Origin of the sequence: Rhodococcus sp. 4CII (assembly GCF_014256275.1) — a bacterium.
Classification (GTDB): domain Bacteria; phylum Actinomycetota; class Actinomycetes; order Mycobacteriales; family Mycobacteriaceae; genus Rhodococcus_F; species Rhodococcus_F wratislaviensis_A.
On record NZ_JACCFE010000002.1, the window covers coordinates 6,518,612 to 6,542,703 of the forward strand.

At 70.1% G+C, this 24,092-nt stretch carries 21 protein-coding genes; 15 read left to right on the plus strand and 6 right to left on the minus strand.

Features of this window, described 5'->3' with window-relative positions:
* Positions 1-7: 7 nt before the first annotated feature.
* The gene (locus tag H0B43_RS31020) at positions 8-1,105 is read right to left on the minus strand and encodes a polyprenyl synthetase family protein (RefSeq protein ID WP_185729738.1); all 1,098 of its coding nucleotides are present in this window, start codon (positions 1,103-1,105) and stop codon (positions 8-10) included.
* Positions 1,106-1,249: 144 nt separating this feature from the next.
* Here H0B43_RS31020 and H0B43_RS31025 point away from each other — a divergent pair, with 144 nt between their 5' ends.
* Positions 1,250-2,257: a methylenetetrahydrofolate reductase gene (locus H0B43_RS31025; protein WP_185724442.1), complete on the plus strand. Its 1,008-nt coding sequence runs from the start codon at positions 1,250-1,252 to the stop codon at positions 2,255-2,257.
* On the opposite strand, the gene H0B43_RS31030 is transcribed toward H0B43_RS31025, so the two are convergent.
* Genes H0B43_RS31030 through H0B43_RS31050 form a run of 5 tightly spaced genes read right to left on the minus strand, consistent with a single transcriptional unit; the run spans position 2,250 to position 7,143 of the window.
* Positions 2,250-3,410 carry a glycosyltransferase gene (locus tag H0B43_RS31030; RefSeq protein ID WP_185724441.1) on the minus strand — a complete coding sequence of 387 codons (1,161 nt, stop codon included), beginning with the start codon at positions 3,408-3,410 and terminating at the stop codon, positions 2,250-2,252. The two genes, H0B43_RS31025 and H0B43_RS31030, sit on opposite strands and share 8 nt — an antisense overlap.
* Complete coding sequence (locus H0B43_RS31035) at positions 3,407-4,120, minus strand: LppM family (lipo)protein (RefSeq protein ID WP_185724440.1); 714 nt, start codon at positions 4,118-4,120, stop codon at positions 3,407-3,409. The genes H0B43_RS31030 and H0B43_RS31035 overlap by 4 nt, the downstream gene beginning before the upstream one ends.
* Before the next feature lie 31 nt (positions 4,121-4,151).
* Positions 4,152-4,964, minus strand: coding sequence for a carotenoid biosynthesis protein (locus H0B43_RS31040; protein WP_185724439.1), 813 nt, complete (start codon positions 4,962-4,964; stop codon positions 4,152-4,154).
* Entirely contained in the window at positions 4,961-6,535 is a 1,575-nt protein-coding gene (locus tag H0B43_RS31045; RefSeq protein WP_185950089.1) for an NAD(P)/FAD-dependent oxidoreductase, read from the minus strand. Before H0B43_RS31045 ends, H0B43_RS31040 begins: the two co-directional genes overlap by 4 nt.
* Positions 6,532-7,143 carry an N-acetyltransferase gene (locus H0B43_RS31050; RefSeq protein ID WP_185724437.1) on the minus strand — a complete coding sequence of 204 codons (612 nt, stop codon included), beginning with the start codon at positions 7,141-7,143 and terminating at the stop codon, positions 6,532-6,534. The genes H0B43_RS31045 and H0B43_RS31050 overlap by 4 nt, the downstream gene beginning before the upstream one ends.
* A gap of 173 nt (positions 7,144-7,316) precedes the next feature.
* Between H0B43_RS31050 and H0B43_RS31055 the strand changes: the two genes are divergently transcribed.
* The 14 genes from H0B43_RS31055 (at position 7,317) to H0B43_RS31120 (ending at position 24,037) form a co-directional block, all read left to right on the plus strand.
* Positions 7,317-7,781, plus strand: coding sequence for an SAV_6107 family HEPN domain-containing protein (locus H0B43_RS31055; RefSeq protein WP_252189678.1), 465 nt, complete (start codon positions 7,317-7,319; stop codon positions 7,779-7,781).
* 232 nt (positions 7,782-8,013) lie between these two features.
* Positions 8,014-8,442, plus strand: a complete 429-nt coding sequence (locus H0B43_RS31060; RefSeq protein ID WP_073365914.1) for a DUF3040 domain-containing protein — start codon at positions 8,014-8,016, stop codon at positions 8,440-8,442.
* Between the two features lie 495 nt (positions 8,443-8,937).
* Positions 8,938-9,369: a division/cell wall cluster transcriptional repressor MraZ gene (gene mraZ / locus H0B43_RS31065; RefSeq protein WP_185724435.1), complete on the plus strand. Its 432-nt coding sequence runs from the start codon at positions 8,938-8,940 to the stop codon at positions 9,367-9,369.
* A 198-nt stretch (positions 9,370-9,567) separates the two neighbouring features.
* Positions 9,568-10,584: a 16S rRNA (cytosine(1402)-N(4))-methyltransferase RsmH gene (gene rsmH / locus H0B43_RS31070; protein ID WP_185724434.1), complete on the plus strand. Its 1,017-nt coding sequence runs from the start codon at positions 9,568-9,570 to the stop codon at positions 10,582-10,584.
* Positions 10,581-11,258, plus strand: a complete 678-nt coding sequence (locus tag H0B43_RS31075; protein WP_185724433.1) for a hypothetical protein — start codon at positions 10,581-10,583, stop codon at positions 11,256-11,258. Before rsmH ends, H0B43_RS31075 begins: the two co-directional genes overlap by 4 nt.
* Positions 11,255-13,105, plus strand: coding sequence for a penicillin-binding protein 2 (locus H0B43_RS31080; protein WP_185724432.1), 1,851 nt, complete (start codon positions 11,255-11,257; stop codon positions 13,103-13,105). The genes H0B43_RS31075 and H0B43_RS31080 overlap by 4 nt, the downstream gene beginning before the upstream one ends.
* Positions 13,106-13,275: 170 nt before the next feature.
* On the plus strand, positions 13,276-14,889 hold the full coding sequence (locus H0B43_RS31085; protein ID WP_185724431.1) for a UDP-N-acetylmuramoyl-L-alanyl-D-glutamate--2,6-diaminopimelate ligase: 1,614 nt from the start codon (positions 13,276-13,278) through the stop codon (positions 14,887-14,889).
* Entirely contained in the window at positions 14,886-16,400 is a 1,515-nt protein-coding gene (gene murF / locus H0B43_RS31090) for a UDP-N-acetylmuramoyl-tripeptide--D-alanyl-D-alanine ligase (RefSeq protein WP_185724430.1), read from the plus strand. The genes H0B43_RS31085 and murF overlap by 4 nt, the downstream gene beginning before the upstream one ends.
* Complete coding sequence (gene mraY / locus H0B43_RS31095) at positions 16,397-17,476, plus strand: phospho-N-acetylmuramoyl-pentapeptide-transferase (RefSeq protein WP_185724429.1); 1,080 nt, start codon at positions 16,397-16,399, stop codon at positions 17,474-17,476. Before murF ends, mraY begins: the two co-directional genes overlap by 4 nt.
* Positions 17,477-17,480: 4 nt before the next feature.
* Positions 17,481-18,974: a UDP-N-acetylmuramoyl-L-alanine--D-glutamate ligase gene (murD, locus tag H0B43_RS31100; RefSeq protein ID WP_185724428.1), complete on the plus strand. Its 1,494-nt coding sequence runs from the start codon at positions 17,481-17,483 to the stop codon at positions 18,972-18,974.
* Complete coding sequence (ftsW, locus tag H0B43_RS31105; RefSeq protein WP_185724427.1) at positions 18,971-20,503, plus strand: putative lipid II flippase FtsW; 1,533 nt, start codon at positions 18,971-18,973, stop codon at positions 20,501-20,503. Before murD ends, ftsW begins: the two co-directional genes overlap by 4 nt.
* On the plus strand, positions 20,500-21,648 hold the full coding sequence (murG, locus tag H0B43_RS31110; RefSeq protein WP_185724426.1) for an undecaprenyldiphospho-muramoylpentapeptide beta-N-acetylglucosaminyltransferase: 1,149 nt from the start codon (positions 20,500-20,502) through the stop codon (positions 21,646-21,648). Before ftsW ends, murG begins: the two co-directional genes overlap by 4 nt.
* Complete coding sequence (gene murC / locus H0B43_RS31115; RefSeq protein ID WP_185724425.1) at positions 21,645-23,156, plus strand: UDP-N-acetylmuramate--L-alanine ligase; 1,512 nt, start codon at positions 21,645-21,647, stop codon at positions 23,154-23,156. Before murG ends, murC begins: the two co-directional genes overlap by 4 nt.
* Positions 23,153-24,037 (plus strand): cell division protein FtsQ/DivIB, encoded by an 885-nt coding sequence (locus H0B43_RS31120; protein ID WP_252189677.1) that lies wholly within the window; start codon positions 23,153-23,155, stop codon positions 24,035-24,037. The genes murC and H0B43_RS31120 overlap by 4 nt, the downstream gene beginning before the upstream one ends.
* Positions 24,038-24,092: the final 55 nt, after the last annotated feature.

Genomic DNA, 24,092 nt, shown 5'->3' on the forward strand with positions numbered 1-24,092 from the left:
GTCGACCTCAGTAGTCGCGGCGCGTCGCGGCGACGGCCATCTCGGTGAGTTGCTGCTTCGCCTCGCGGGTGGCGGTACTCGCCGTCAGCGTCGACAGCGCGTTCCCGACGAGTTCCTCGATCTGTTTCTCCACGTCCGCAACCGCGCCGAGCGAGGTGATCGTGGTCCGGAGCGTGTCCACATCCGCATCGGAGAGGTCGGTGCCGACACCGTTGCGTAGAAGGTCGGCGGCCGCGGGGTCGTCGGCGTCGGCGCGTTGCAGCGACATCGCGAACAGGACGGTGCGCTTGCCGGCCCGCAGGTCGTCGCCCGAGGGCTTGCCCGTCACGGCCGGATCGCCGAAGACGCCGAGCAGGTCGTCGCGGAGTTGGAAGGCGATACCGATATCGGTGCCGAATCGGCGGTAGGCCGCGACGAGGGCGTCGTCGGCGCCCGCGAGTGCGGCGCCGAGATGCAATGGCCGTTCGATGGTGTACGCCGCCGTCTTGTACCGGTTCACCTTCATGGCCGCGTCGATCGACTCGTCCGCCCGGGCCTCGTTGCTGATGTCGAGGAACTGTCCGCCGAGCACCTCGGTCCGCATCGCGGACCAGACGGGGGAGATCCGGGCCGAGGCCTCCGGGGTGATGCCCGAGTCGCGGATCATGTCGTCGGCCCAGGCGAGGGCGAGATCGCCGAGGAGAATCGCGACGCCCTCGCCGAAGTGAGCGGAATCACCGCTCCACCCGCCGGCGCGGTGCCGGTCCTCGAACTCGACGTGGACGGTGGGGAACCCCCGGCGCGTAGTGGAGGCGTCGATGATGTCGTCGTGGACCAGTGCGCAGGCCTGAACCAGTTCGAGCGCCGAGCAGGCTCGGAGCACGGGTTCGGCGTCCGGACCCCGGGCGTCGCCACCCGCCCCGAGCCAGCCGGTCCAGGCGAAGGCCGGGCGCACCCGCTTGCCGCCGCGCAGGACGAAGTCTTCGAGGGTGGTCACGGCGTCGCGGTAGCCGCCGCCCACGGCATCGACCAGGTCCTGCCGGCCGGCGAAGAAGTCGCGAAGCGCATTTTCGACGTCGGCCGCGAGAGCGGCCGGGCGCGTTCCAACGGACAGGGTGGCCTCCAGGATCGAATTCTCGCGTGCGCACCGAGAGCGGCGAGCGTCGACACCACCATAGTGGGCGTCCTCCGGGGAGGCCGGATGCCGGGATCCGGCCGCTCACGGAGACGCAGTGGGCGCATTGCCCCGGGCAATACCTATGCTGGACGGGTGACATTCGATTCCGTCCGGGGGCGGGCCAGCGATGGCTGGGTAACCCGCACCCCGTCCATCGTCGACCGGATCCGGTCGTCCGGCGACGGTCGGGTCCCCTTCTCCGTCGAGTTCTCGCCGCCTCGCGACGAGGCCGCCGAGGCTCGTCTGTGGCGTGCCGTCCGCGAGTTCGAGCGCATGGGTCCGGCCTTCGTGTCGATGACCTACGGCGCCGGCGGGTCGACGCGCGACCGCACGGTTCGCGTCACCGGTCAGCTCGCCGAGGAGACCACACTGCTGCCGGTCGCGCACCTGACGGCCGTGTCGCACAGCGTCGACGAACTGCGATCGATGGTCGGCGCGTACGCCGACCGCGGAATCAGCAACATCCTGGTCCTGCGCGGCGACCCGCCCGGCGACCCGCTCGGCGAATGGCAGAAGCACCCGGACGGCGTCGAGTACGCGGAAGAACTGGTCCGCCTCGTCCGGGACCTCGGCGACTTCCACGTGGGTGTGGCGTCGTTCCCGGAAGGTCATTACCGCGCACCCGACCTCGCGCACGACACCCGGTACCTGGTGTCGAAGCTGCGGGCCGGCGCCGAGTACTCCATCACGCAGATGTTCTTCGATGTCGACGACTATCTGCGCCTCCGCGACCGGGTGTCGGCGTACGACCCCGAGCAGGGCGCCAAGCCGATCATTCCCGAGATCATGCCGATCACGTCGCTGGGATCGGTTCGACGGATGCTCGAACTGTCGGGGTCGAGTCTCCCGGCGCACCTCGAGAAGCGGCTCGCCACGGCGGCCGGGGACGGTCCGGACGAGAACCGCGCCGCCGTGCGGGAGATCGGCATCGACCTCGCCACCGAGATGAGTGAACGACTCATCGCGGAGGGTGCCCCGGGTCTGCACTTCATCACCCTGAACTTCGCCCGCGCCACCAGCGAGGTGCTGGCCCGGCTCGGCGACAAGGTCGGCTCCGGTGTCGCGGCTCCGCACCCGGTCACGCCGACCCCGGTCAGCTGAGAGTCCGGCCCTTCCACCGGGTGCGCCCGCGACGGTGACTGCGGTGCGACGACACCATCAGTGCCGTGACCGCGACGACGGACACCGGGTGCGCGCACGCGCAGGCCACGTCGGCGACGGTGAGGCGGTCGCCACGCTCGAGAGCACGCGCACACAGCCGGGACGCCGTCGCCGCCAGATATCCCACCGCGCCCCACCGGCGCACGCGCCCCCGGCCCGTCGCAAGGGCGACCGCGGGCACGACGTACGCCACATGTGCAACACCGAGTACCGCGGCAGCGCCGACGCGGGAGCCGAACGCGGTCCACAGCCAGCGGTCGTAGCCGGTGCGTAGTGCGCGCGCGTCGTCGTACATCCGGCACGACGCTGCCGCGCCGGCGACGAACAGTTCCGTTCGCAGACCCCGTCGGCGGATCAGGCGCGCGAGGTCCAGGTCCTCGGTCAGGCTGTCCGCGACAGCCCGGTGACCCCCGACCCCGCGATATGCGGCGGCGTCGAAGACCATGAACTGCCCGCAGGCCACGACCGTCGACGGTCGTCTCGACCCGTTGGCCACGCGAACGGGCAAGGTCGCCGCCCACGACCACGCGAGCAGCGGTTGCACCAGCGCCTCCGTGGTCGATCCGGCCTGCTGGAACGGCCACGGACAGACCAGGGCGGCGCCCGACGCCCGCAGCGCGGCGCACCCGGCGGCCAGGGCGTCCGGGCGCAACCGCACGTCGGCGTCGAGGAACACGAGAATTCCGGGTCCGTCCCGGCCCTGCGCGACGGCGTGCTCGCTCACCCGATGGCAGGCCGCGGGTTTGCCCACCCAGCCGGGCGGCGGGTCCAGCGTGCCCCGCACGACGGAGAACCGGGGGTCCGCCGCGCATGCGGCTTCCGCGACGGTGGCAGTCCCGTCCGTGGAGGCGTCGTCGTAGACGAGCACCCGGAGATCGGGGACGCCGCTCGAGCGCCGCAGGTCGCCGATCAGGTCCGGCAACCGGTCACGCTCGTCGCGGGCCGGAATGCAGACGGTGACGGATTCGCTGATCGGGCCGGCCGCGGAGGGGAGACGCGGGGTGCGGCGCAGGTTGGTGGCCGCCACGGCGAGCCCGAGGACGGAAATCAGCGAACCGGCCCCGACGATGCGTGGGATCGACGCGGAGGTCACACCTCCGAATGGTCCTTCGTGCGACGGCTGCCGGCCACCGGGTCCTTGTTGCGGGCCAGCCAGGCCAGTGCCCCGACGATCACCGCGACCCCCAGCGTGACGCCGGCCATGATGCCCGCCCAGCCCGCGAAACTGCGCGTGCTGGGATCGGAGTAGCGCACCTCGGCCCGGATCGTCGAGGTGTCGCCGGCGGGCAGCTTCCACGACACGATGGAGTCGCCTTCGCGGGTGCCGTTGGTGGTGGCGACGCGGGCCGGGAACGCGATCGTGAACTGCACGTCGCTGCCCTGCGCGGGCACCGAACTGAGGTCGGCCTTCCCGTCGAGGGTGACGAGGTCGCCGGTGCGCTGAAGCGAGATCTGGAAACTCCCGGTGGCCTGCTCCGACATGGTGCCGAGCTGTTGCACGTCGCCGAAGGTGAGGTCACTGAAGAACGCCTGGCTGCCGACGTAGCCGTCCTTCTTGTACTCCTGGATGCGCACCTTGTCCGACAACGAGACGGGGGGCGTGAGCTGGGGACCCTTGTCCTGATCGTTCGCGGGCACGGCGGCGGCCACGATCTGGCCGGAGACCCGGTCGTCGGCGGACACGCCCATCGACACCTGCACTCGCAGGCAACCTGCGAGGAACGGGACGAGGAGGAGACCGAGGACGGCGAGGGACGCGGCCCTCCGCGAGCGGGTCGAGGTGGGAACCGAAGGCAGCTGCACAGTCGTATCGTGCCAGGGGAGTGGTTCGGTGTCAGGCGTGAGGGTGCGTGTCGTGGCACCCGGGCCGCCGGGAGCGCGGCCCCAGCATGGTCACGAGCAGGGGAACACCCAGGATTCCCATCGCGCACCACCCGTAGACCGCGGAATACCGCAACTCGGGGGCGTGCAGGAAGACCGTGTGGGCCAGCGCCGACCCCAGCCACGTCCACACGAACACTCCGATCGGGACGCCGTCGCGGTGCCGGGTGCCGGTGCCGAGACGACGGTCGATCCCGTCGACGGCGATCGCCATCACAGTCGCGACGAGAAGCCACCCCGCGTAGTTCGTCAGCGGAATGTGCTCGATGCCGGGCAGGCCGGCGTCCGTCACACACCAGTGCCACTGGCCGTCCGCGACCATCTGCGGGTCGAGATACAGATCCCAGCCGACGACCCCTACGGTCGTCAGAGCGATCCGGGCAGCCCGCCGGTGCGGGCCGCGTGCGAGCACGGATGCCACACACCACACCGGGTAGAAGCCGGCCGTCCAGGCGAACGGCACGACGAGGGGAACCCCGGCGAGTGCGGGCCCGAGCCGGTCGACGGCGTAGTCGTAGCACCCGTACGGGAAGCCGGTGGTCGTCCCGGCGACCTCGGAGACGAGACCCAGCCCCGCGGTCACGACGACCAGTCCGGCCGCCCACCGTCCGCCCCGGGTCACCGTCGCATGGGCGACGGCCGTCGCGGCGAGCAGCGCGACCACGCACACCGTGACGACGTCGCGGGTCCCGCCGTGTACCAGCGGGTAGAGGATCTGCGCCGCGATCGCCGCGCCCGCGAGGACCACGGGAACGCGGGAGTTCATCGCCGGCGCCACACCCGCGCCAGACCCCTCCGGTCGTCGTGGAGTGCGACGCGTGCGGCGCTGCGGCCACTCGCGCCGGACACCCCACCGCCCGGATGCGTCGACGCCCCCGTCAGGTAGAGGCGTTCGGCGCCGGGAACCCGGTGTCGCGACAGTTCGGGGAGCGGGCGCCACATCATCATCTGGTCCAACGACATCTCGACGTGCATGACGTTGCCGCCGAGCAGCCCCATCTCGTCCTCGAGGTCCTGCGGCGACTGCACGTGCCGGTCGAGGACGGACTCGGTGAAACCGGGTGCGAGCCTGTCGATCTCCGCGACGATCCGGTCGGCCTCCGACTGGGCGACATCGCTCCACCGCCGCCCGCCGCTCAGCCGGTAGGGCTGCCACTGCGACCACAGCGTCACCTGGTGCCTGCCCGGGGGTGCGATGGTGGGATCGAGCCCGCTGAAGCTCATTCCCAGAACCGCCGGTCGCGGCGGAAGCTCCCCGGCGAGGGCGGCGCCGTGCGCGAGCCGCAGGTGTGCGCGATCGGACACCAGGAGCTGGAGCCCGTGGGTCACCGAGTCCTCGGGCGCACTCGGATAGGCGGGGAGGGCGTCGGTGGCCAGCCGCACCACCATTCCGATTCCCGGGCCGACGCGGATCCGGCGACGCCACCGGGCGAGGGTCTGCGGGTCGAAGCCGCCTCGTTCGAGAAGGCCGAGGGTCGTCAGCACGTGGCAGCCCGCGACCACCGTGCGGGAGCGGATCTCGCGGCCCGACGACGTCCGCGTCGTCCACGTGCCGCCGTCGTGGTTCAGCGACGTGACCGAGTCGCCGAGTGTCACCGTGCCGGCATCGGACCTCAACCGGGACGCGAGCGCCGCGGTCAGGGCGCCGCTGCCGCCGACGGCGCGGCCGGGTGGAACGGTGTGCATCAGGGCGGCGAAACCGACCATCGGTGCCGTCCCCGGCTCCGACATCGGCGGGCCGGACTGGGCGCCGAACCACGCGAGGGCGGCCTTGAGCCGTTCGTCGTCGAAGTATTCGTCGAGCAGTGCGTCGCCGGAACCGAGGAACTGCCGGGAGAGGTCGCTGCCGCCGTCGCCGGTGTCGAGTCCCCAGAACGACGAGAGCAGCGCGGGCCCGGTCGGCGGTTTCGAGAACGCCCGCATGACGCGTGCGCTGCGCGGACCCCACACGCCCACGAACCGGCGGTACGCATCGGCGTCCGCCGCTCCGCAGGACTCTTCGATCGAGCGGCAGGTCCGGTCGAGGCTCCGGCGGAAGACGATCCCGGGCCGGTCCGTACCCGCGGGGCCCGGGGCGAACGCCCAAGGATCGCAGTCGAGGTACCGCAGACCGTGCGCTCCGAGGTCGAGTTCCTCGACGATCCCGGTATGGCGGACCATGATGTGGGCGGACGACCCGCGGTCGACCCGGTATCCGGGAAAGCGCGCCACCGTCGACACCGCACCGCCGAGAACGGTGTCGCGTTCGATCACCTCGACCGACCACCCGGACCGCGCGAGATAACACGCCGACACGAGGGCGTTGTGTCCCGAACCGACCACCACCGCGTCGATCACAGCGGAAGCCCGCGACCCAGCACCGCGAAGGGCCGGTTGTCCCCGGCGAACCGGAAGTGGCGCAGCACATCTCTGAAGCCGAGGCGCCGGTAGAGCCGCCACGCGCGGTTGTCCTCGTCCGCCACTTCCGGCGTGGAGAGCAGCACACCCCGTTCGGGTCGGTGGTCGAGGAGGCGGAGGAGGAGGGTCTCGCCCAGCCGATGTCCCTGGGCGTCTGGGTGGACGTGGAGTTCGGTGAGTTCGAAGTAGTTGCCGAGGATCACGTCGATCTGGTCGCGGGACCACCCCGTGTGGCGCAGACCGGAGCGGACCTGCTGATGCCACCACTGTTCGGGTGCCCCGCGGTAGCCGTAGGCGACGGCCACGAGGCGGGCGGCCTCGCCGTCGGCGGAGCCGTCGCCGGCCGGGACGAGCGCGCCGACGCCACGCCACCCGGATCGCTGCACGTGCTCGTTCCACATCGGCGCCCGGTGGTACTCGGTGCCGTGGGGATAGCCCATGGCGGCGACGTAGATCGACAGCGCCTCGTGCAGGCGGTCGCGGAACTCGGTGGCCGAGAGTTCGACCACGAGCGGAGTCTGGTCAGCGTTCGTGTCGACCGGTCTCACCTTTCTCTTGACGACGTGTCGGTGGGTCCAGCTATATTGAATAGGTCGAACGGATGTTCGATAGCGGGGATCCGGCGATGCTCGAGGGAAGCGAGCATCGCCGGCCCCCGCACTCACGACCTGACTACGCCCGGCGGGGTGGTTGCACCGGGGTTTTGGAGGTGTTCGAAGTGATGACGAATCCGGTCACGGGACCGACCTCTGGGAACTCGCGCCGCCCGGGCGATGTACGCCACCCGGCCTCCCGGCGCGGTTCGGCGCTCCTCGATCGCGCCGACGCCCTGCTGGCCCAGTCGGTGGGGGCCGGCGCGCCGGCGGACCGATTCCACAGTGCGTACCTGGCCGCGCTCCGGGGTGCGGGCGCGGTGCTGGCCGCGGCGGAGGGTCCGGCGGCGGGGAGCAGGCGGACACGAACGCGGAACGCGTGGGTTCTCATGGCCGCCGCGGCGCCGGAGTTCGCGAACTGGGCCGACTATTTCGCGGGTCACTCGCCCACGCGGGCCGCGATCGAGGCGGGTATGACGCGGACTCTCACCGATCTCGAGGCCGACGAGTTCTTCGTGGAGGTCGGGCGTTTCCTGCAGGCCGTCGAAGATCACATCGGACGTGGTCCAGGTCTCGATTTGCGGGCGTCGTAGACGTACGGCGACCGGAAGCGGCCCGAAAACGGTGAGGCGTGCGCGACATTGCGGTGCCCCGAACGGGGTTCGGTGCGGGAGTCCGTAAGGTTGGTGGCGAACTCGTACGCGGAGTAGGTGGTACGGGGGTCGAACTGCTCGTATTATTAAATCTAGGTAGCCGCCAAAGTCGGTTACCCACCGTCTCGCACCGTGAGACGGTGGCCAACATTCCAGTGCCGGGGGAGGTACCGTGCCACTCTCCGAGCACGAGCAGCGCATGCTCGACCAGATCGAGAGCGCTCTCTACGCCGAGGATCCCAAATTCGCCTCCACTGTGCGAGGCGGTCGCATGCGTGCGGCATCGAGTCGTCGTCGATTGCAGGCGGTGGCCCTGTTCGTTCTGGGGCTGGTCCTGCTCATCGCCGGCGTCGCCCTTCCGATCAAGCCGGGCGGGTTTCCCGTCATCAGCCTGATCGGTTTCATCGTCATGTTCGGTGCCGGAGTCCTCCTCCTGTGGGGTGGAGGAAAGAGCAAGTCCGGCCAGTCCTCGCGTGGTGGCTCGACCGCGCAAGGCGAGACCGGTCGTGCCGATCGCGGTAAGCCCCGAAGCGGGCGCAAGAGTGGCGGATTCTCGTCGCGAATGGAAGACCGCTTCAAGAAGAGGTTCGAGCAGGAGTAGCAACAACCCGCTCGGCATTATCGGCGGCGTGGCATGTCAATGCCACGCCGCCGATGCTGTTTCCGGAAAGCGTCTGCCCGCAGGACCCCGTGCGATTCGCCCGGGGCGATTTCGGTGGGGCCAGTGAACGCTCCCGGCTGCGAATCCCCACCGTCACCCACCTCGTTTCCCCACTTTCCCCCATCGGCACCGCCGGGGGCGGTGAGGTGAGCAATTCACCGCGTCGGATCAGGCCTTCACCAGGCCTTTTGTCGTGTCCTGCTCCATTGTGAGGTGGACGCCGGTCGGCCGTGCGCGTGTCGGCGATCACGTCGGGAATTTCCCCCCACCTTCCTCATTCAGCGTTGACCAGCAAGTATCGGGCAAATCGGGGTGCAACACGCCGTTATCTACCTTGTGGGTGGGGGAAAGTGGGGTACTGTGGTGCGCAGCGGAGAGCGAAGGTGAACCGCCCGGCCAAGCGGCGTTCGATATGAACGCGGTGGGAGGTGTCGAGTGTTTCTCGGTACCTACACGCCGAAGCTCGACGACAAGGGGCGGCTCACGTTGCCCGCAAAGTTCCGGGATGCGCTGGCGGGAGGGTTGATGGTCACCAAGGGTCAGGATCACAGTCTCGCGGTGTATCCCCGAGAAGAGTTCACAGCTCTTGCACGCAAGGCCGCGGCCGCGTCGAGAAGCGATCCGGAGGCGCGAGCCTTCGTTCGTGGATTGGCAGCGGGTACCGACGAGCAGCACGCAGATGCCCAGGGGCGCATCACCCTCTCGGCAGATCACCGTCGTTATGCGGGTCTCTCCAAGGACTGCGTAGTGATCGGTTCGGTCGATTTCCTCGAAATCTGGGATGCGCAAGCCTGGCAGGCCTACGTCGAGGCGAACGAGGAGAACTACTCGCAGGCAACAGGAGTCGCGCTCGGCGAGATCGTCTGAGCGTGACCGCGTCCTCGCGAATGCCGCGAGGCCTCTGTCCGACGGAACCCTGACGCACTTCCCCAGCGCCAGGTTTCCATTTCGGGCAGGGACCTCGAAGCATTCGCCACGGCGACTGGCCGACACGAGAAGTTCGAGAAGTGGACCCCCGGTACCGGGAACGTTCACCCGCACCGCAGAGCAGGAGCCGGAGGGACCATGGTGGATCACGAGGGGGAAGATTCCTCGCCCGCCGATGGTTTCGGTCACATTCCGGTATTGCTTCACCGCGCAGACGAACTCCTGGGCCCCGCCCTCACCGTCAACGACCCGCAAGGCGGGGGAGCGGTCATGATCGACGCGACCCTCGGCCTCGGCGGACACTCCGAGCACTTCCTGCGGACCTACCCTCAGCTGAGGCTCATCGCGCTCGACCGCGATCCGCACGCGCTGGAGATCGCCGGCGGCCGGCTCGCTCCGTTCGCCGACCGCATCACCTTCGTGCACACCCGCTACGACGGCATCGAGGATGCGCTCACCCAGTCCGGCCTCCCTGCCGCGGAATCGGTGCACGGGATCCTCTTCGACCTCGGCGTCTCGTCGATGCAGCTGGACGAATCCGATCGCGGGTTCGCGTACTCGATCGACGCACCCCTCGACATGCGGATGGACCCGACAACCGGCATCACTGCGGCGGAAGTGCTCAACACCTACGGTCACGGCGATCTCGCCCGGATTCTCAGCACCTACGGCGAGGAACGCTTCGCAGGCAAGATCGCGTCGGAGATCGTCCGTCAGCGCGCGAAGGAGCCGTTCACCACCAGCGCTGCGCTGGTCGAACTGCTGTACCGCACCATACCTGCGGCGACCCGCCGCACCGGGGGACATCCCGCGAAGCGGACGTTCCAAGCCCTTCGAGTGGAGGTCAACGGCGAGCTCGATTCACTGCGCGCCGCGGTACCGGCTGCACTCGACGCGTTGACCGTCGGGGGACGCGTCGTGTTCATGTCGTACCAATCTCTGGAAGACCGGGTCGTCAAGCAGGAAATCACTCCCAGGTCCAAGTCGAAGAGCCCGGAGGGGCTTCCTGTCGAACTACCGGGGATGGGACCGGAGTTCCGGATCCTCACACGAGGGGCGGAGCGGGCGTCAGAGCAGGAAGTCGAAGAGAACCCACGATCAGCCCCGGTGCGTTTGCGCGCTGCAGAAAGAATTGCCAGGAGGTCCGCGGCATGACGGTTCAGGTGAGTTCCACCGAGATGCGGCCCGCGCGGGCGGACAACCGGTCGGGCGCGGCTGAACGTGCGTACAAGAAGCGCACCCAGCGCGCGGCCGTGCACAACGGTTCCGCCGTCGCCGTCTCCGGTCGAAATCGCGCCGGCACGCTCACCGCCCGCATCCCGTTCGTGGCGACGATCCTCGTCCTGCTTGCCATGGGCCTGGCCGTCACGCTGCTCCTGACGACGCGTTCCGCCGAGGATTCGTACCAGCTGAGTGCCGCCCGCGCCCACAACCAGTCCCTCGCTGAGGAGAAGGCAGCGCTCCAGCGTGACGTCGAGACGGCCAACTCCGCCCCGAAGCTGGCGGAGGAAGCGGCCAAACTCGGCATGGTGCCCGCCAACGATCCGGCCCGGCTCGTCGTCCACGCCGACGGCAGCGTCGAAGTCGTCGGAAAGCCTGCCCCGGCATCGGGTGCGCCCGTGCCGCCCCTGGACGTCGCCGCGCCGTCCGCCGGAGCCGGAAGTTCCGTCGCGACCGCCCCGAACCGGGGGACCACCACGCAGTCGCCGCGCGCCACGCCGCAGCCCGGCAATGGCACGGAGATCCAGGCGCAGGGTGAACAATTGGTTCCCGTGATCCCCGCGACCACCGCACCGACGACGGCTCCACCGTCCGGTGGTCGCCGGTGAGCCGAAACGCACCGAGAAGTCGTCCCCGGCGCCCCACGGGTGCCGGGACCGCGTCCTTTCCGTTCAGGCAACTGTGGGGACGCGGACTGATGTTCTTGGCGCTCGGCCTCGCCGCGCTGCAACTCTTGTGGATTCAGGTCATCGACGCCCCGCAACTGTCGGCGGAAGCGGCGAATCAGCGCACCACCACCGAGGTGGACCCGGCGCTCCGTGGGTCGATCACCGACCGCAACGCCAATCCCATCGCCTTCACGATGGAAGCGAAGGCGCTGACGTTCCAACCCGCACGTGTGCGAAAGGAACTCGAGGAGGCGAAGGCGAAGAGCGACACCGCCCCCGACGTCGACACCCGCCTGGACGCGATCGCGAAGGAGATCCACGACAAGCTCGGTGACGCCGCACCGGAGAAGGATCTGAAGGAGAAGCTGCACGGCGAGGACACTTTCGTCTATCTCGCCCGCAGCGTGGACCCCGCGGTCGCGGCGCAGATCAGTGACGCGTTTCCGGAAGTCGGCCTCGAGCGGCAGGACATCCGCGAGTACCCGGGCGGCTCGCTCGCCGCGAACCTCGTCGGCGCCACCGGCTGGGACGGGCACGGGCTGCTCGGCCTCGAGGACTCGCTCGACTCCACGCTCGCCGGCACCGACGGCTCGCAGACCTACGACCGAGGGTCCGACGGTGCGGTGATCCCGGGTAGCTGGCGCGACAAGCAACCGGCAGTGGACGGGTCGAGCGTCGAGCTCACCATCGATTCCGACCTGCAGTACTACGTGCAGCAGCAGGTGCAGATGGCCAAGGACAAGTCCGGCGCGAAGGACGCGTCGGCGGTGGTGCTCGACTCGCATACCGGTGAGGTGCTCGCGATGTCGAACGACAGCACGTTCAATCCGGCGATCGGGGTGGGCAACAATCCCCGCACGGTCGAGATGGGCAACCTGCCGGTCAGCACGCCGTTCGAACCGGGTTCCGTCAACAAGATCGTCACCGCGTCGGCCGCGATCGAGTACGGGCTGACCACACCCGACGAGGTGCTCCAGGTTCCCGGCAGCATTCAGATGTCGGGGGTGTCGGTGAAGGACGCCTGGGACCATGGAGTCGCCCCGTACACCTCCACCGGTGTGTTCGGAAAGTCCTCGAACGTGGGCACCCTGATGCTCGCGCAGCGCGTCGGCGAGGACCGATACGCCGACATGCTGTCCAGATTCGGTCTGGGCCAGCGGACCGACGTCGGGTTGCCGGGTGAGAGCGCGGGCAGCGTGCCGAGCCGCGACCAGTGGTCCGGGGGCACGTTCGCGAACCTGCCGATCGGGCAGGGCCTGTCGATGACGTTGCTGCAGATGACCGGGATGTACCAGGCGATCGCCAACGACGGGGTCCGAATTCCGCCGCGGATCGTGAAGGCGACCGTCGACGCGTCGGGGAACCGGACGGAGACCGAGAAGCCCGAGGAGGTGACGGTCGTCAGTCCCCAGACCGCCTCCACCGTGCGGGACATGTTCCGGTCCGTCACCCAGAACGACACCGGCAACCAGCGGGGCACCGGGGTGCAGGCCGCAGTCGAGGGGTACCAGATCAGCGGCAAGACGGGAACCGCCCAGCAGGTCGACCCCGCCTGCAAGTGCTACTCGAACTCGAACTACTGGATCACGTTCGCCGGGATCGCCCCGGCCGACAATCCGCGGTACGTCGTAGGGATCATGCTCAACGCACCCACACGCAGCGCGGACGGCTCCGGTGGTCAGTCCGCGGCCCCGCTGTTCCACAACATCGCGTCCTGGATGTTGCAGCGCGACAGCGTGCCGATGTCTCCGGACCCCGGACGCAGGCTGGTGCTGCAGGCCGATTGAGCGAAGGTCGGCCGAATCGGGTTCCGGAAGCTCTCGCGGTAATCTGACACGTCGGCCGTTCAGTGGACACGGAATTTTCCCGTGGACACACCGAACTGCCGAGGTAGCACGCTGTATAGATCCGTGCACTACGCCGTTGTCAGTGAGAGTCGACATCCGAGAGGAGCCCGGTGCCTGTTCCGTCCCGCCCGCAGTCGGCGTCAGCGGAGGTGAAGGTCTCAGACGGCCTTCGCCCCGCCCAGCCGGTCCGTACCACGGTGAGCGCTCTGGCAGCGCTCGCCGGAGCGAGGGTCGAGGCACCCACCGGGGCCGCCGAGGACGTGATCGTCACCGGGGTGGATCTGCGCGCCCAGGGGATCACGGAGGGTGACCTGTTCGCGGCGCTTCCCGGAGCCCGCGCGCACGGCGCCGAATTCGCCGCCGACGCCCTCGAACGCGGGGCCACCGCCATCCTCACCGACGAGGCCGGATTCGCGCTGGTGTCGGAACTGAAGTCGGACACACCGGTGCTCGTCCACGAAGACCCGCGGGGTGTGCTCGGCGAGCTGTCCGCCACCATCTACGGTCGGCCGTCCGAGAAGATGCAGGTGATCGGCATCACCGGCACGTCGGGGAAGACGACGACGTCGTATCTCGTCGAGGCCGCGCTCACCGCCGCAGGCCGGACGACCGGTCTGGTGGGCACGATCGAGACCCGGATGAGTGGCCGCCGGGTGCCGAGTGCGCTGACCACGCCAGAGGCTCCGCAGCTCCATGCGCTGTTCGCCGTCATGCGCGAGCAGGGGATCGACACCGTGGTCATGGAGGTGTCCAGTCACGCGCTGTCCCTCGGCCGCGTCGACGGCGTCCGGTTCGACGTGGGCGCGTTCACGAACCTCTCCCAGGACCACCTGGATTTCCACCGCGACTTCGAAGACTATTTCGCCGCGAAGGCGCGGCTCTTCGCGGCCGAGTCGTCCGTGCACGCCCAGCACGCCGTCGTCTGTGTCGACGACGTGTGGGGGCAGCGGATGGCCGAGGTCGCACGCGGAGCGCACGCCGTGGTGACGACGGTCGCCACCACACCCGACGCAGTGGATGCGGTGTGGACCGCCGGTCCGGCGACGGTGTCGCCGTCGGGCTCGCAGACTTTCCCCCTCACCACCGCGGAGGGCACGACAGTCGACGTGGAACTGCGCCTGCCGGGGCAGTACAACGTCGCGAACGCGGCACTCGCCGTCGCGTTGTGCGCGGCACTGGGGGTCGATCCCCGGGACGCCGCCCGGGGCATCGCCGGAGTCGACGTACCGGGCCGGGTGCAGCGGATCGACCGGGGGCAGGATTTCCTCGCCGTCGTCGACTACGCGCACAAGCCCGCAGCGGTCGAGGCCGTGATCGCGACCTTGCGGGAGCAGGCCCGGGGCCGCGTCGCCGTCGTCGTGGGCGCCGGTGGTGACCGCGACGCGGGCAAGCGGCCACTGATGGGTGCCGCCGCCGCGCGCGGCGCCGATCTCCTGATCATCACGGACGACAACCCGCGCACCGAGGATCCGTCGGCCATCAGGGCCGCGGTCCGCGAGGGTGCCCTCGCGGTGCCCGAATCCGAGCGGGGACAGGTGTGGGAAGTGGCGGACCGAGCGAAGGCGATCGCCGACGCCGTCGGCTGGGCGCAGGCAGGCGACGTGGTTCTCGTCGCAGGCAAGGGACACGAGATCGGTCAGGAGATACACGGGGTGAAGTACCCATTTGACGACCGCGACGTACTGGGCGACGCGATCGAGCGGACGGTCGGAGGAGCGCGATGATTCCGATGACACTCGCTCGCATCGCCGAGATCGTGGGCGGCGAATTGCACGACGTCCCCGACCCCTCGGTGGAGGTGACGGGGACCGTCGAGTTCGACTCGCGGAAGGTCACCGCCGGGGGACTGTTCCTCGCGCTGCCCGGCGCCCGCGTGGACGGCCACGATCACGCGGCGGCGGCGGTCGCGGCCGGTGCGGTGGCGGTCCTGGCCGCGCGTCCGGTCGGTGTGCCGGCCGTGGTCGTCTCCCCGGCGCCGACGGATGTCCCGAGCCGGGCGATGGCGCTCGAGCACGACACCGACGGCTCGGGTGCCGCGGTGCTCGCGGCCTTGGCGACCCTCGCGCGGGCGTCCGTCGACGACCTCACCGCGAAGGGTCTCACCGTCGTCGGCGTCACCGGATCGGCGGGAAAGACGTCGACCAAGGATCTGCTCGCTGCCGTCCTGCGCCCGCTGGGCGCCGTCGTCGCGCCGCCCGGATCGTTCAACAACGAACTCGGGCACCCGTGGACCGCGCTCCGCGCGGATTCCGACACCGGATATCTGGTCCTGGAGATGTCGGCCCGCGACCGCGGACACATCGCCTCGCTCGCGGAGATCGCACCCCCGAAGATCGGGGTGATCCTCAACGTCGGAACGGCGCACCTCGGTGAATTCGGTTCGCGTGACGCGATCGCCGCCGCCAAGGGGGAACTCGCGGAATCGTTGCCTTCGGCGGACGAGGGTGGTGTCGCGGTCCTCAACGCGGACGATCCGCTGGTGACGGCCATGGCGCCACGGACGTCGGCGCGGGTGGTCTTCGTCGGGCGGTCGGAGTCCGCGCACGTGCGAGCCACCGACATCGTGCTCGACGAGAAGGCAAGGGCGCGTTTCACTCTCACGACGTCGGCGGGCAGTGTCCCGGTCGAGCTCGCCGTGCATGGTGAGCACCAGGTCGGCAATGCGCTCGCCGCGGCGGCGGTGGCACTCGAATGCGGGGCCGGCCTCGAGCAGATCGCGCAGGCCCTCTCCGGTGCCGCCGCGGTCTCGGCGCGACGGATGGATGTGCGCGACCGGCCGGACGGTGTGACCGTCGTCAACGATTCGTACAACGCGAACCCCGACTCGATGCGGGCGGCCCTGAAGGCGCTGGTATCGATGGCCCGGACGGGCCGGGGCGCGGCGCGCCGGAGTTGGGCGGTGCTCGGCGAAATGGCAGAGCTGGGTCCAGAATCAGTGGTCGAGCACGACGCCATCGGCAGGTTCGCGGTCCGGCTGGACGTGAGCAGACTGATCGTCGTCGGAACCGGCAGGCCCGCCCGCGCGCTGCACCAGGGTGCGGTCATGGAGGGTTCGTGGGGCGAGGAGTCGATCCTCGTTCCCGACATCGCCGGTGCGATCGCAGTGCTCGAACAGGAACTGGCGCCGGGCGATCTGGTGCTGGTGAAGGCGTCGCAGTCCATCGGGTTGTGGGAGGTTGCGGACAGGGTGTTGACGGGTAGCACGGGACAGCAGGGTTCGGAGGCCACGCGGTGAGACAGATCCTCTTCGCGGCGGGTATCGCGCTCGCCGTCTCGATTCTGCTGACTCCCGTTCTCATCAAGGCCTTCTCCCGTCAGGGTTTCGGCCAGGAGATCCGTGTCGAAGGCCCGGCGAGCCACCAGTCGAAGCGCGGCACCCCGACGATGGGTGGCGTCGCCATCCTCGCAGGACTGTGGGCCGGCTACTGGGGTTCGCACCTGATCGGCATCGGGTACGACGCAGACGGGCCGTCGGCGTCGGGTCTCCTCGTTCTCGGCCTCACCACCGCGCTCGGCGGGGTCGGATTTCTCGACGACTTCATCAAGATCCGCAAGCAGCGCAATCTCGGACTGAACAAGACGGCCAAACTCGTGGGGCAGCTGATCGCGGCGGTCGCGTTCGGCATCCTCGCGCTGCAGTTCCGGGGCGCGAACGATCTGACCCCCGGCAGTGCGCATCTGTCGTACGTGCGGGACATCGCCACGGTCACGATGGGTTCCGTCGTGTTCGTCGCATTCTGTTATCTCCTGGTGAGCGCCTGGTCCAACGCCGTCAACCTCACCGACGGCCTCGACGGTCTCGCGGCCGGCTCCATGAGCCTGGTGCTCGGCGCCTACGTGATCATCACGTTCTGGCAGTACCGCAACGCGTGCGAGACGAGCCCTGGCAAGGGCTGCTACGACGTCCGGGATCCGCTCGACCTCGCCCTGATCTGCGCGGCAGGTGCTGGTGCGTGCATCGGATTCCTGTGGTGGAACGCGGCGCCCGCGAAGATCTTCATGGGAGACACCGGTTCGCTGGCGCTCGGCGGCATGCTCGCCGGTCTGTCCATCACCACGCGCACCGAACTGCTGATGGTGGTGATCGGCGCACTGTTCGTCGCCGAGGCGGCATCGGTCGTCATCCAGGTCGCTGTGTTCCGGTCGAGCCGAAGACGGGTATTCAGGATGGCGCCGTTCCATCATCACTTCGAACTCGCCGGGTGGGCGGAAACCACGGTGATCATCCGGTTCTGGTTGCTGGCCGCCATCGCCTCCGCGATCGGGCTCGCGCTGTTCTACAGCGAGTACCTGGCAGCGATCGGGGGCTGACGGCGTGGCAGAGGAACAGCTCGACTGGTTGCGGGGTCGTGGCGTCCTCGTCGCGGGCGCGGGTGTGTCCGGCCGGGCCACCATCGAGCCCCTCCGCGACCTCGGCGCCCTGGTCACCGTCACCGATGCGAACGTCGACGCTCTCGCCGAGTGCGCGCGGCTCGGCGCCGCCACCGTCCCGATCGACGACCTGCTCGCCGCGCGTGACCGGGTCGCCGAGTTCGCGCTGGTCGTGACGAGCCCGGGATTCCGACCGGACGCCCCGCTGCTCTCCGTCGCCGCCGGCGACGGGGTACCGATCTGGGGAGACATCGAGTTCTCCTGGCACGTCGACCGGGCCGGACTGTACGGCCCGGCCCGGCAGTGGCTGGTGGTCACCGGCACCAACGGCAAGACCACGACGACGTCGATGCTGCAGTCCGTCCTCGAAGCGGCGGAGCGGCCCAGCCTCGCCTGCGGCAACATCGGGCTGCCGGTGCTCGACGCGCTGCGGCGGACCGAGCCCCGTGCGGAGGTCCTGGCGGTCGAACTGTCCTCGTTCCAGTTGCACTGGGCGCCGTCCGTGCGGCCCACCGCCGGCGCGATCCTCAACATCGCCGAGGACCATCTCGACTGGCACGGCGGCATGCAGCCGTACATCGACGCGAAGGCGCGTGCGCTGACGGGTGAGGTCGCGGTCCTGGGTCTCGACGACGAAGTCGCGTCCTCTCTCTTCTCGTCGTCCCTCGCGGTCCGGACCCTGGGTTTCCGGCTGGGTGCGCCGGCGGCGGGAGAACTCGGTGTCGAGGACGGGTATCTCGTCGACCGCGCGTTCGCCGACGGCGAGCGGCTGGCCCCGGCCGCAGGGATCACCCCGCCCGGGCCCGCGGGATTGATGGACGCCCTGGCCGCGGCCGCGCTGGCCCGGGCGATCGGCGTGGCGGCGGACGCCGTCGCCGCAGGTCTGGCCGCCCACGTCGTGGGCCCGCACCGGGCGGCGCACGTCGCCGACGTGGGGGGAGTGACGTTCGTCGACGATTCCAAGGCCACCAACCCGCATGCCGCCCGTCCGTCGATCCTCGCTCACGACCGGGTGGTGTGGATCGCCGGCGGACTGCTGAAGGGCGCGCGGGTCGACGAACTCGTTCTGGAGGTCGCCGGCCGCCTCGCCGGGGCGGTCCTGCTGGGCCGCGATGCGATGCAGATCGCAGAGTCCCTTGCGCGACACGCCCCCGAGGTTCCCGTGGTCATCGTCGAAACGGGAGACGATGCAGGAGTGAGTGCAGTCCCGCAGACCGCGGCGCACCGGGTGGTGCTTCCCGCGGATACCGACAGCGATGCTGTGATGGGTGTCGTCGTGCGGGAGGCGGCGGCCCTGGCCACGGCAGGGGATTCCGTCGTGCTGGCGCCCGCTGCCGCGTCGCTCGACATGTTCGACAGCTACGGCCATCGCGGTCGCAGCTTCGCGGACGCCGTCGGCAGGCTCGACGAGTCCGACATCGCCAGGACGCCGCAATGACCTCGGCCGCAGCACGGACCCGCCGCGTCGCCGAGGGCCGGCGGTCCCCGGCGCGCAGCGCCGCCCCCGGCGTGGCCGCGCGCGCGCCGTCGAGTCCCCGCACCCGCACGACACCTCCCCGCGGCCCACGCACCCGGATCGGGGCCTGGTTGTCCCGGCCGCTGGCGTCGTTTCACCTCGTCGTCACCATCGCCTTCCTGCTGACGGTGCTCGGCCTGGTGATGGTGCTGTCGTCCTCGAGCGTCGAGGCCTACGCCTCGGACGGATCGGCGTACACCCTCTTCACCCGGCAGGCACTGTTCGCGGCGCTCGGGCTCGGTCTCTTCTACGCGGCGCTGCAGATCCCGGTGCGGGTGATGCGCGCGCTGTCCTTCCCGGCATTCGCCGTCACGATCGTCCTGCTGGTCCTCGTCCTCATTCCCGGCATCGGCACCGTGTCCCAGGGCACCCGCGGGTGGTTCGTCATCGCGGGATTCTCGTTGCAGCCCGCCGAGCTCACCAAGATCGCACTCGCCGTCTGGGGCGCGCACATCCTGGCGTCGCGCCGCAGCGACATCTCCAGCATCCGGGACATGCTGGTTCCGCTGGTTCCGGCCGCGCTCGTCGCGTTCGTCCTCATCATTCTGCAGCCCGACCTCGGAACGACGGTATCGCTGGCCATCATCCTGATGGCGCTGCTGTGGTTCGCGGGTCTGCCGCTGAAGCTGTTCCTCGCCGTCGTCGGCACCGGTGTCGGCGGAATCGTGATCCTCGCGCTCACCGCGGGTTACCGCTCCGCACGTGTCCGTGAGTTTCTGAATCCCGGTTCCGATCCGCAGGGCATCGGCTACCAGTCCCGGCAGGCGATGTATTCGCTCGCGGACGGCGGCATCCTCGGACGAGGACTGGGCCAGAGTCGCGCGAAGTGGAGCTACCTGCCGAACGCGCACAACGACTTCATCTTCGCGATCATCGGCGAGGAGCTCGGATATCTCGGCGGCGCGGCCGTCCTCGGATTGTTCGGACTGTTCGTGTACACGGGCCTGCGCATCGCCACCCGATCCGCCGACCCCTTCCTTCGTCTGCTCACCGGAACGGCCACCGTGTGGATCACCGGACAGGCCTTCATCAACGTGGGATACGTGATCGGGCTGCTCCCCGTCACCGGTCTGCAGTTGCCCCTGGTGTCGGCGGGCGGAACGTCGACGGCCACCACGCTGTTCATGTTCGGTCTCGTCGCCAACGCGGCCCGGCACGAACCGGAGGCGGTCGCGGCGCTGCACTCCGGCCAGGACGGCCGGTTCGGTCGGCTGCTGCGGCTGCGGAAGCCGGAAGCGTATTCGCCGGTGCGCGCCGATGCCGCGCGGGCCGAGGCGGTGCGCCGGGCCGAGGCGCGTCGCCGGGCAGGCCGCGAGATGGCTCCGCGCACCCGCGCGATCACATACGAGAAGGGCCGACCCGAACGCGGCAAGGGCCGCACCCCCGAACGGGGCGCACGTCAACAGCGAAGCTCGGGTGGCCGGGCAGGAGAGCGAGGATTTCGTAGGTGAACGGCGACAAGTCCACCCTGTCGGTGATCGTGGCCGGCGGTGGTACCGCCGGGCACATCGAACCGGCTCTGGCCGTGGCCGATGCGATCAAGGCACTCGACGACGACGCGGTGGTGACGGCGCTCGGCACGGCCCGCGGCCTGGAAACCACCCTGGTTCCCGACCGCGGCTATCCGCTCGAGCTCATCCCACCGGTGCCGTTGCCCCGCAAACCCACCCTCGACCTGTTGCGGCTTCCCGGCCGCGTGCGCGCGTCGGTCCGCCGAACCCGTGAGGTGCTCGACGCCACCGGCGCCGATGTCGTCGTCGGGTTCGGCGGGTACGTGGCACTGCCCGCGTACCTGGCCGCGGGTCCCGGGCTGCTCCGCCGTCGTCGCCGCATCCCGATCGTGGTGCACGAGGCCAACGCCAGCGCCGGGATCGCGAACAAGATCGGTGCCAGGCGCGCCGCCCGGGTCCTGGCCGCGGTCGCCGGTTCCGGGGTCGCCGCCCGCGGCCGCACGGACGCCGAGATCCTGGGCATCCCGGTCCGCGCATCCATCACCGGTCTCGACCGTGCCGCCCTGCGTGCGGAGGCGCGCGCACACTTCGGCCTCCCCGCCGACGGTCCGGTTCTGCTCGTCTTCGGCGGTTCGCAGGGCGCCCGGTCGCTCAACGAGGCCGTGTCGGGTGCCGCCGGGTCGCTCGCGGCGGCCGGTGTCGCCGTTCTCCACGCGCACGGGCCGAAAAACACGCTCGACGTTCCCGCGGTACCGGGCGGGCCCCCGTACGTGGCCGTTCCGTACCTGTCGCGGATGGACCTCGCCTACTCGGCCGCGGACGCCGTGATCTGCCGGTCCGGTGCGATGACCGTGGCGGAGGTGTCGGCGGTGGGTCTTCCCGCCGTGTACGTGCCGCTTCCGCACGGCAACGGCGAGCAGGAACTGAACGCGCGACCGGTGGTCGCCGCGGGAGGTGGAATGATTGTCGCCGACGGAGACCTGAACGCCGGATTCGTCGCGGAGACCGTGATCCCTCTGCTGCGCGACCCCGCGCAACTGATGGAGATGGGGCGACGTGCGGCCGGTGCGGGTCATCGCAGCGCAGCCGCCGAGGTTGCGCGGATCGTGCTCGACGTGGCCGCGCTGACGAGGGGAACCCGATGACCGACCTGCCCGCGGAGTTGGAACGCGTCCATATGGTCGGGATCGGCGGCGCCGGGATGTCCGGGATCGCGCGGATCCTGCTGGCCCGGGGTGGTCTCGTGTCCGGATCGGACGCCAAGGAGAGTCGCGCCGTGCTCGCCCTGCGTGCCCGTGGTGCGCAGGTCCGGATCGGCCACGACGCCGGCGCGCTCGATCTCCTGCCCGGCGGCCCGACCGTCGTGGTCACCACGCACGCCGCCATCCCCAAGGACAACCCGGAACTGGTGGAGGCGGCCCGGCGCGGGATCCCGGTCGTCCTGCGTCCCGCGGTCCTGGCCGCGCTGATGCAGGGGCACCGCACCCTGCTGGTGTCGGGCACCCACGGCAAGACGTCGACGACGTCGATGCTGGTGGTGGCGCTGCAGCACTGCGGTTTCGATCCGTCGTTCGCGGTAGGCGGAGAACTCAACGAGGCCGGGACCAACGCCCATCACGGCAGCGGTGACGTGTTCGTCGCCGAGGCCGACGAGAGCGACGGCTCGTTGCTCCAGTACGACCCGAACGTCGTCGTCGTCACCAACGTCGAGGCCGACCACCTCGACTACTTCGGCAGCACCGAGGCGTACATCCAGGTCTTCGACGACTTCGCGGCGCGGCTCGCTCCCGGCGGCCTGCTGGTCGCCTGTCTCGACGATCCGGGCTCCGCGGCGCTCGCGCAGCGGGTCGCCGCGCGCGGACTGCCCGGGGTGCGGGTCGTCGGCTACGGAAGCGCCGAGAACGCCGACGGCGCGTTCGACTCCGTCGACGGCGTCGAGGTCGGCGCGCGACTGCTCAACTTCGAGGCCCGGGACGTGGGCGGAGTCCTGCAGTTCCAGCTGGCGGGGGAACAGTCGCCGCGGACGATCCGGATGGGGGTGCCCGGCCGGCACATGGCGCTCAACGCGCTGGCCGCTCTGCTCGCCGCGCGCGAGGCGGGTGCCGACGTGGACGAGATCCTCGAAGGGATCGCCGGATTCGGTGGAGTGCACCGCCGGTTCCAGTTCACCGGCCGCGAGCACGGAGTGCGCGTCTTCGACGACTACGCGCATCACCCGACGGAAGTCCGGGCCGTGCTCGGTGCCGCCGCCGATCTGGTGCGCCAGCCCCACGAGGCCGACCGCCGCGAATCCGAGGACTCGGTGCGCAGCGGCAAGGTCATCGTGGTGTTCCAGCCGCACCTGTATTCCCGCACAGCAACATTCGCGGAAGAGTTCGGGCACGCACTCGACCTCGCCGACGAAGTGATGGTGCTCGACGTGTACGGGGCGAGGGAAGAACCGCTCCCGGGTGTCAGTGGCGCGCTGGTCGCGCTGTCGGTGTCGAAGCCGGTGCACTACCAGCCGGACCTGTCGCAGGCGCCGCGTCAGGTCGCGGCACTCGCGTCACCCGGCGACGTCGTGATCACCATGGGCGCCGGTGACGTGACGATGCTCGGCAAGCAGATCCTCGACGCCCTGCGTGCGATTCCGCACCACCACCCGTCGCGATGACGCGGGAGCGCCGCGGCCGGTCCGAGCGGCCGGACCGCCCCGTCCGCCGCGACTCCCAGCGCAGTCCGCGGCCCGGGCAGGCGTCCGGCGCACGCGCGACGGCAGGTGAGCGGTCGTCTGCGCGGCGCCGCACGTCGGCCGCCGCCGATCCCCGGACCGGTCGCGCGCGCGAATCCGCTTCGGCGGCACGGAAGTCCGCGGCGGCGGCGCCTCGGCGGCCGTGGTACCGACGCCCGGCCGTGATGGGCGTCGTCGGACTGGTCGTGGTGGTGGCCCTCGGTCTCGTCGCGTGGTTCACCCCGCTGCTGTCGGTGCGCGAGACGGACGTCGCGGGTGCGGCGTCGATCTCGGAGGAGCAGATTCGGCACGTACTGGCGGTGCCGCAGGGGCAGCCGCTGCTGCGTGTCGACACCGAGGGCGCTGCTCAGCGGGTCGCGGCGATCCCGAAGGTGGCGTCCGCGCGGGTGCAGCGGGTGTACCCGTCCACCATCCGGGTGACGGTGACCGAGCGCCTTCCCGTCGTGTTCATCGACACCCCCGGCGGTACCCATCTTCTCGACGAGGAGGCCGTCGACTACGAGATCGCCCCGCCGCCGCCCGGCGTCCCGCGGCTGGTGACGGCGACGCCGGGATGGGGCGACCCGTCGACGGAGGCGGCCATCGAGGTGCTGGAGTCGATGCCGCCCCAGCTGCGTGGTCAGGTGGGACAGGTTGCCGCGAAGTCGATTTCGGACATCTCGGTGACGCTGCTCGACGGCCGGATCGTGGTGTGGGGCGGCACGGAGAAGTCCGAGCGCAAGTCGGCGGTCACTCTGCCGTTGCTCACGCAGCCCGGGCAGACGTACGACGTGTCGAGTCCCGACCTGCCGACGGTGCGGTGAGCTGCAGCGACCCCCGGATGCAAATGCGGACGCGGGGGAGTTCGTCAAATAACTC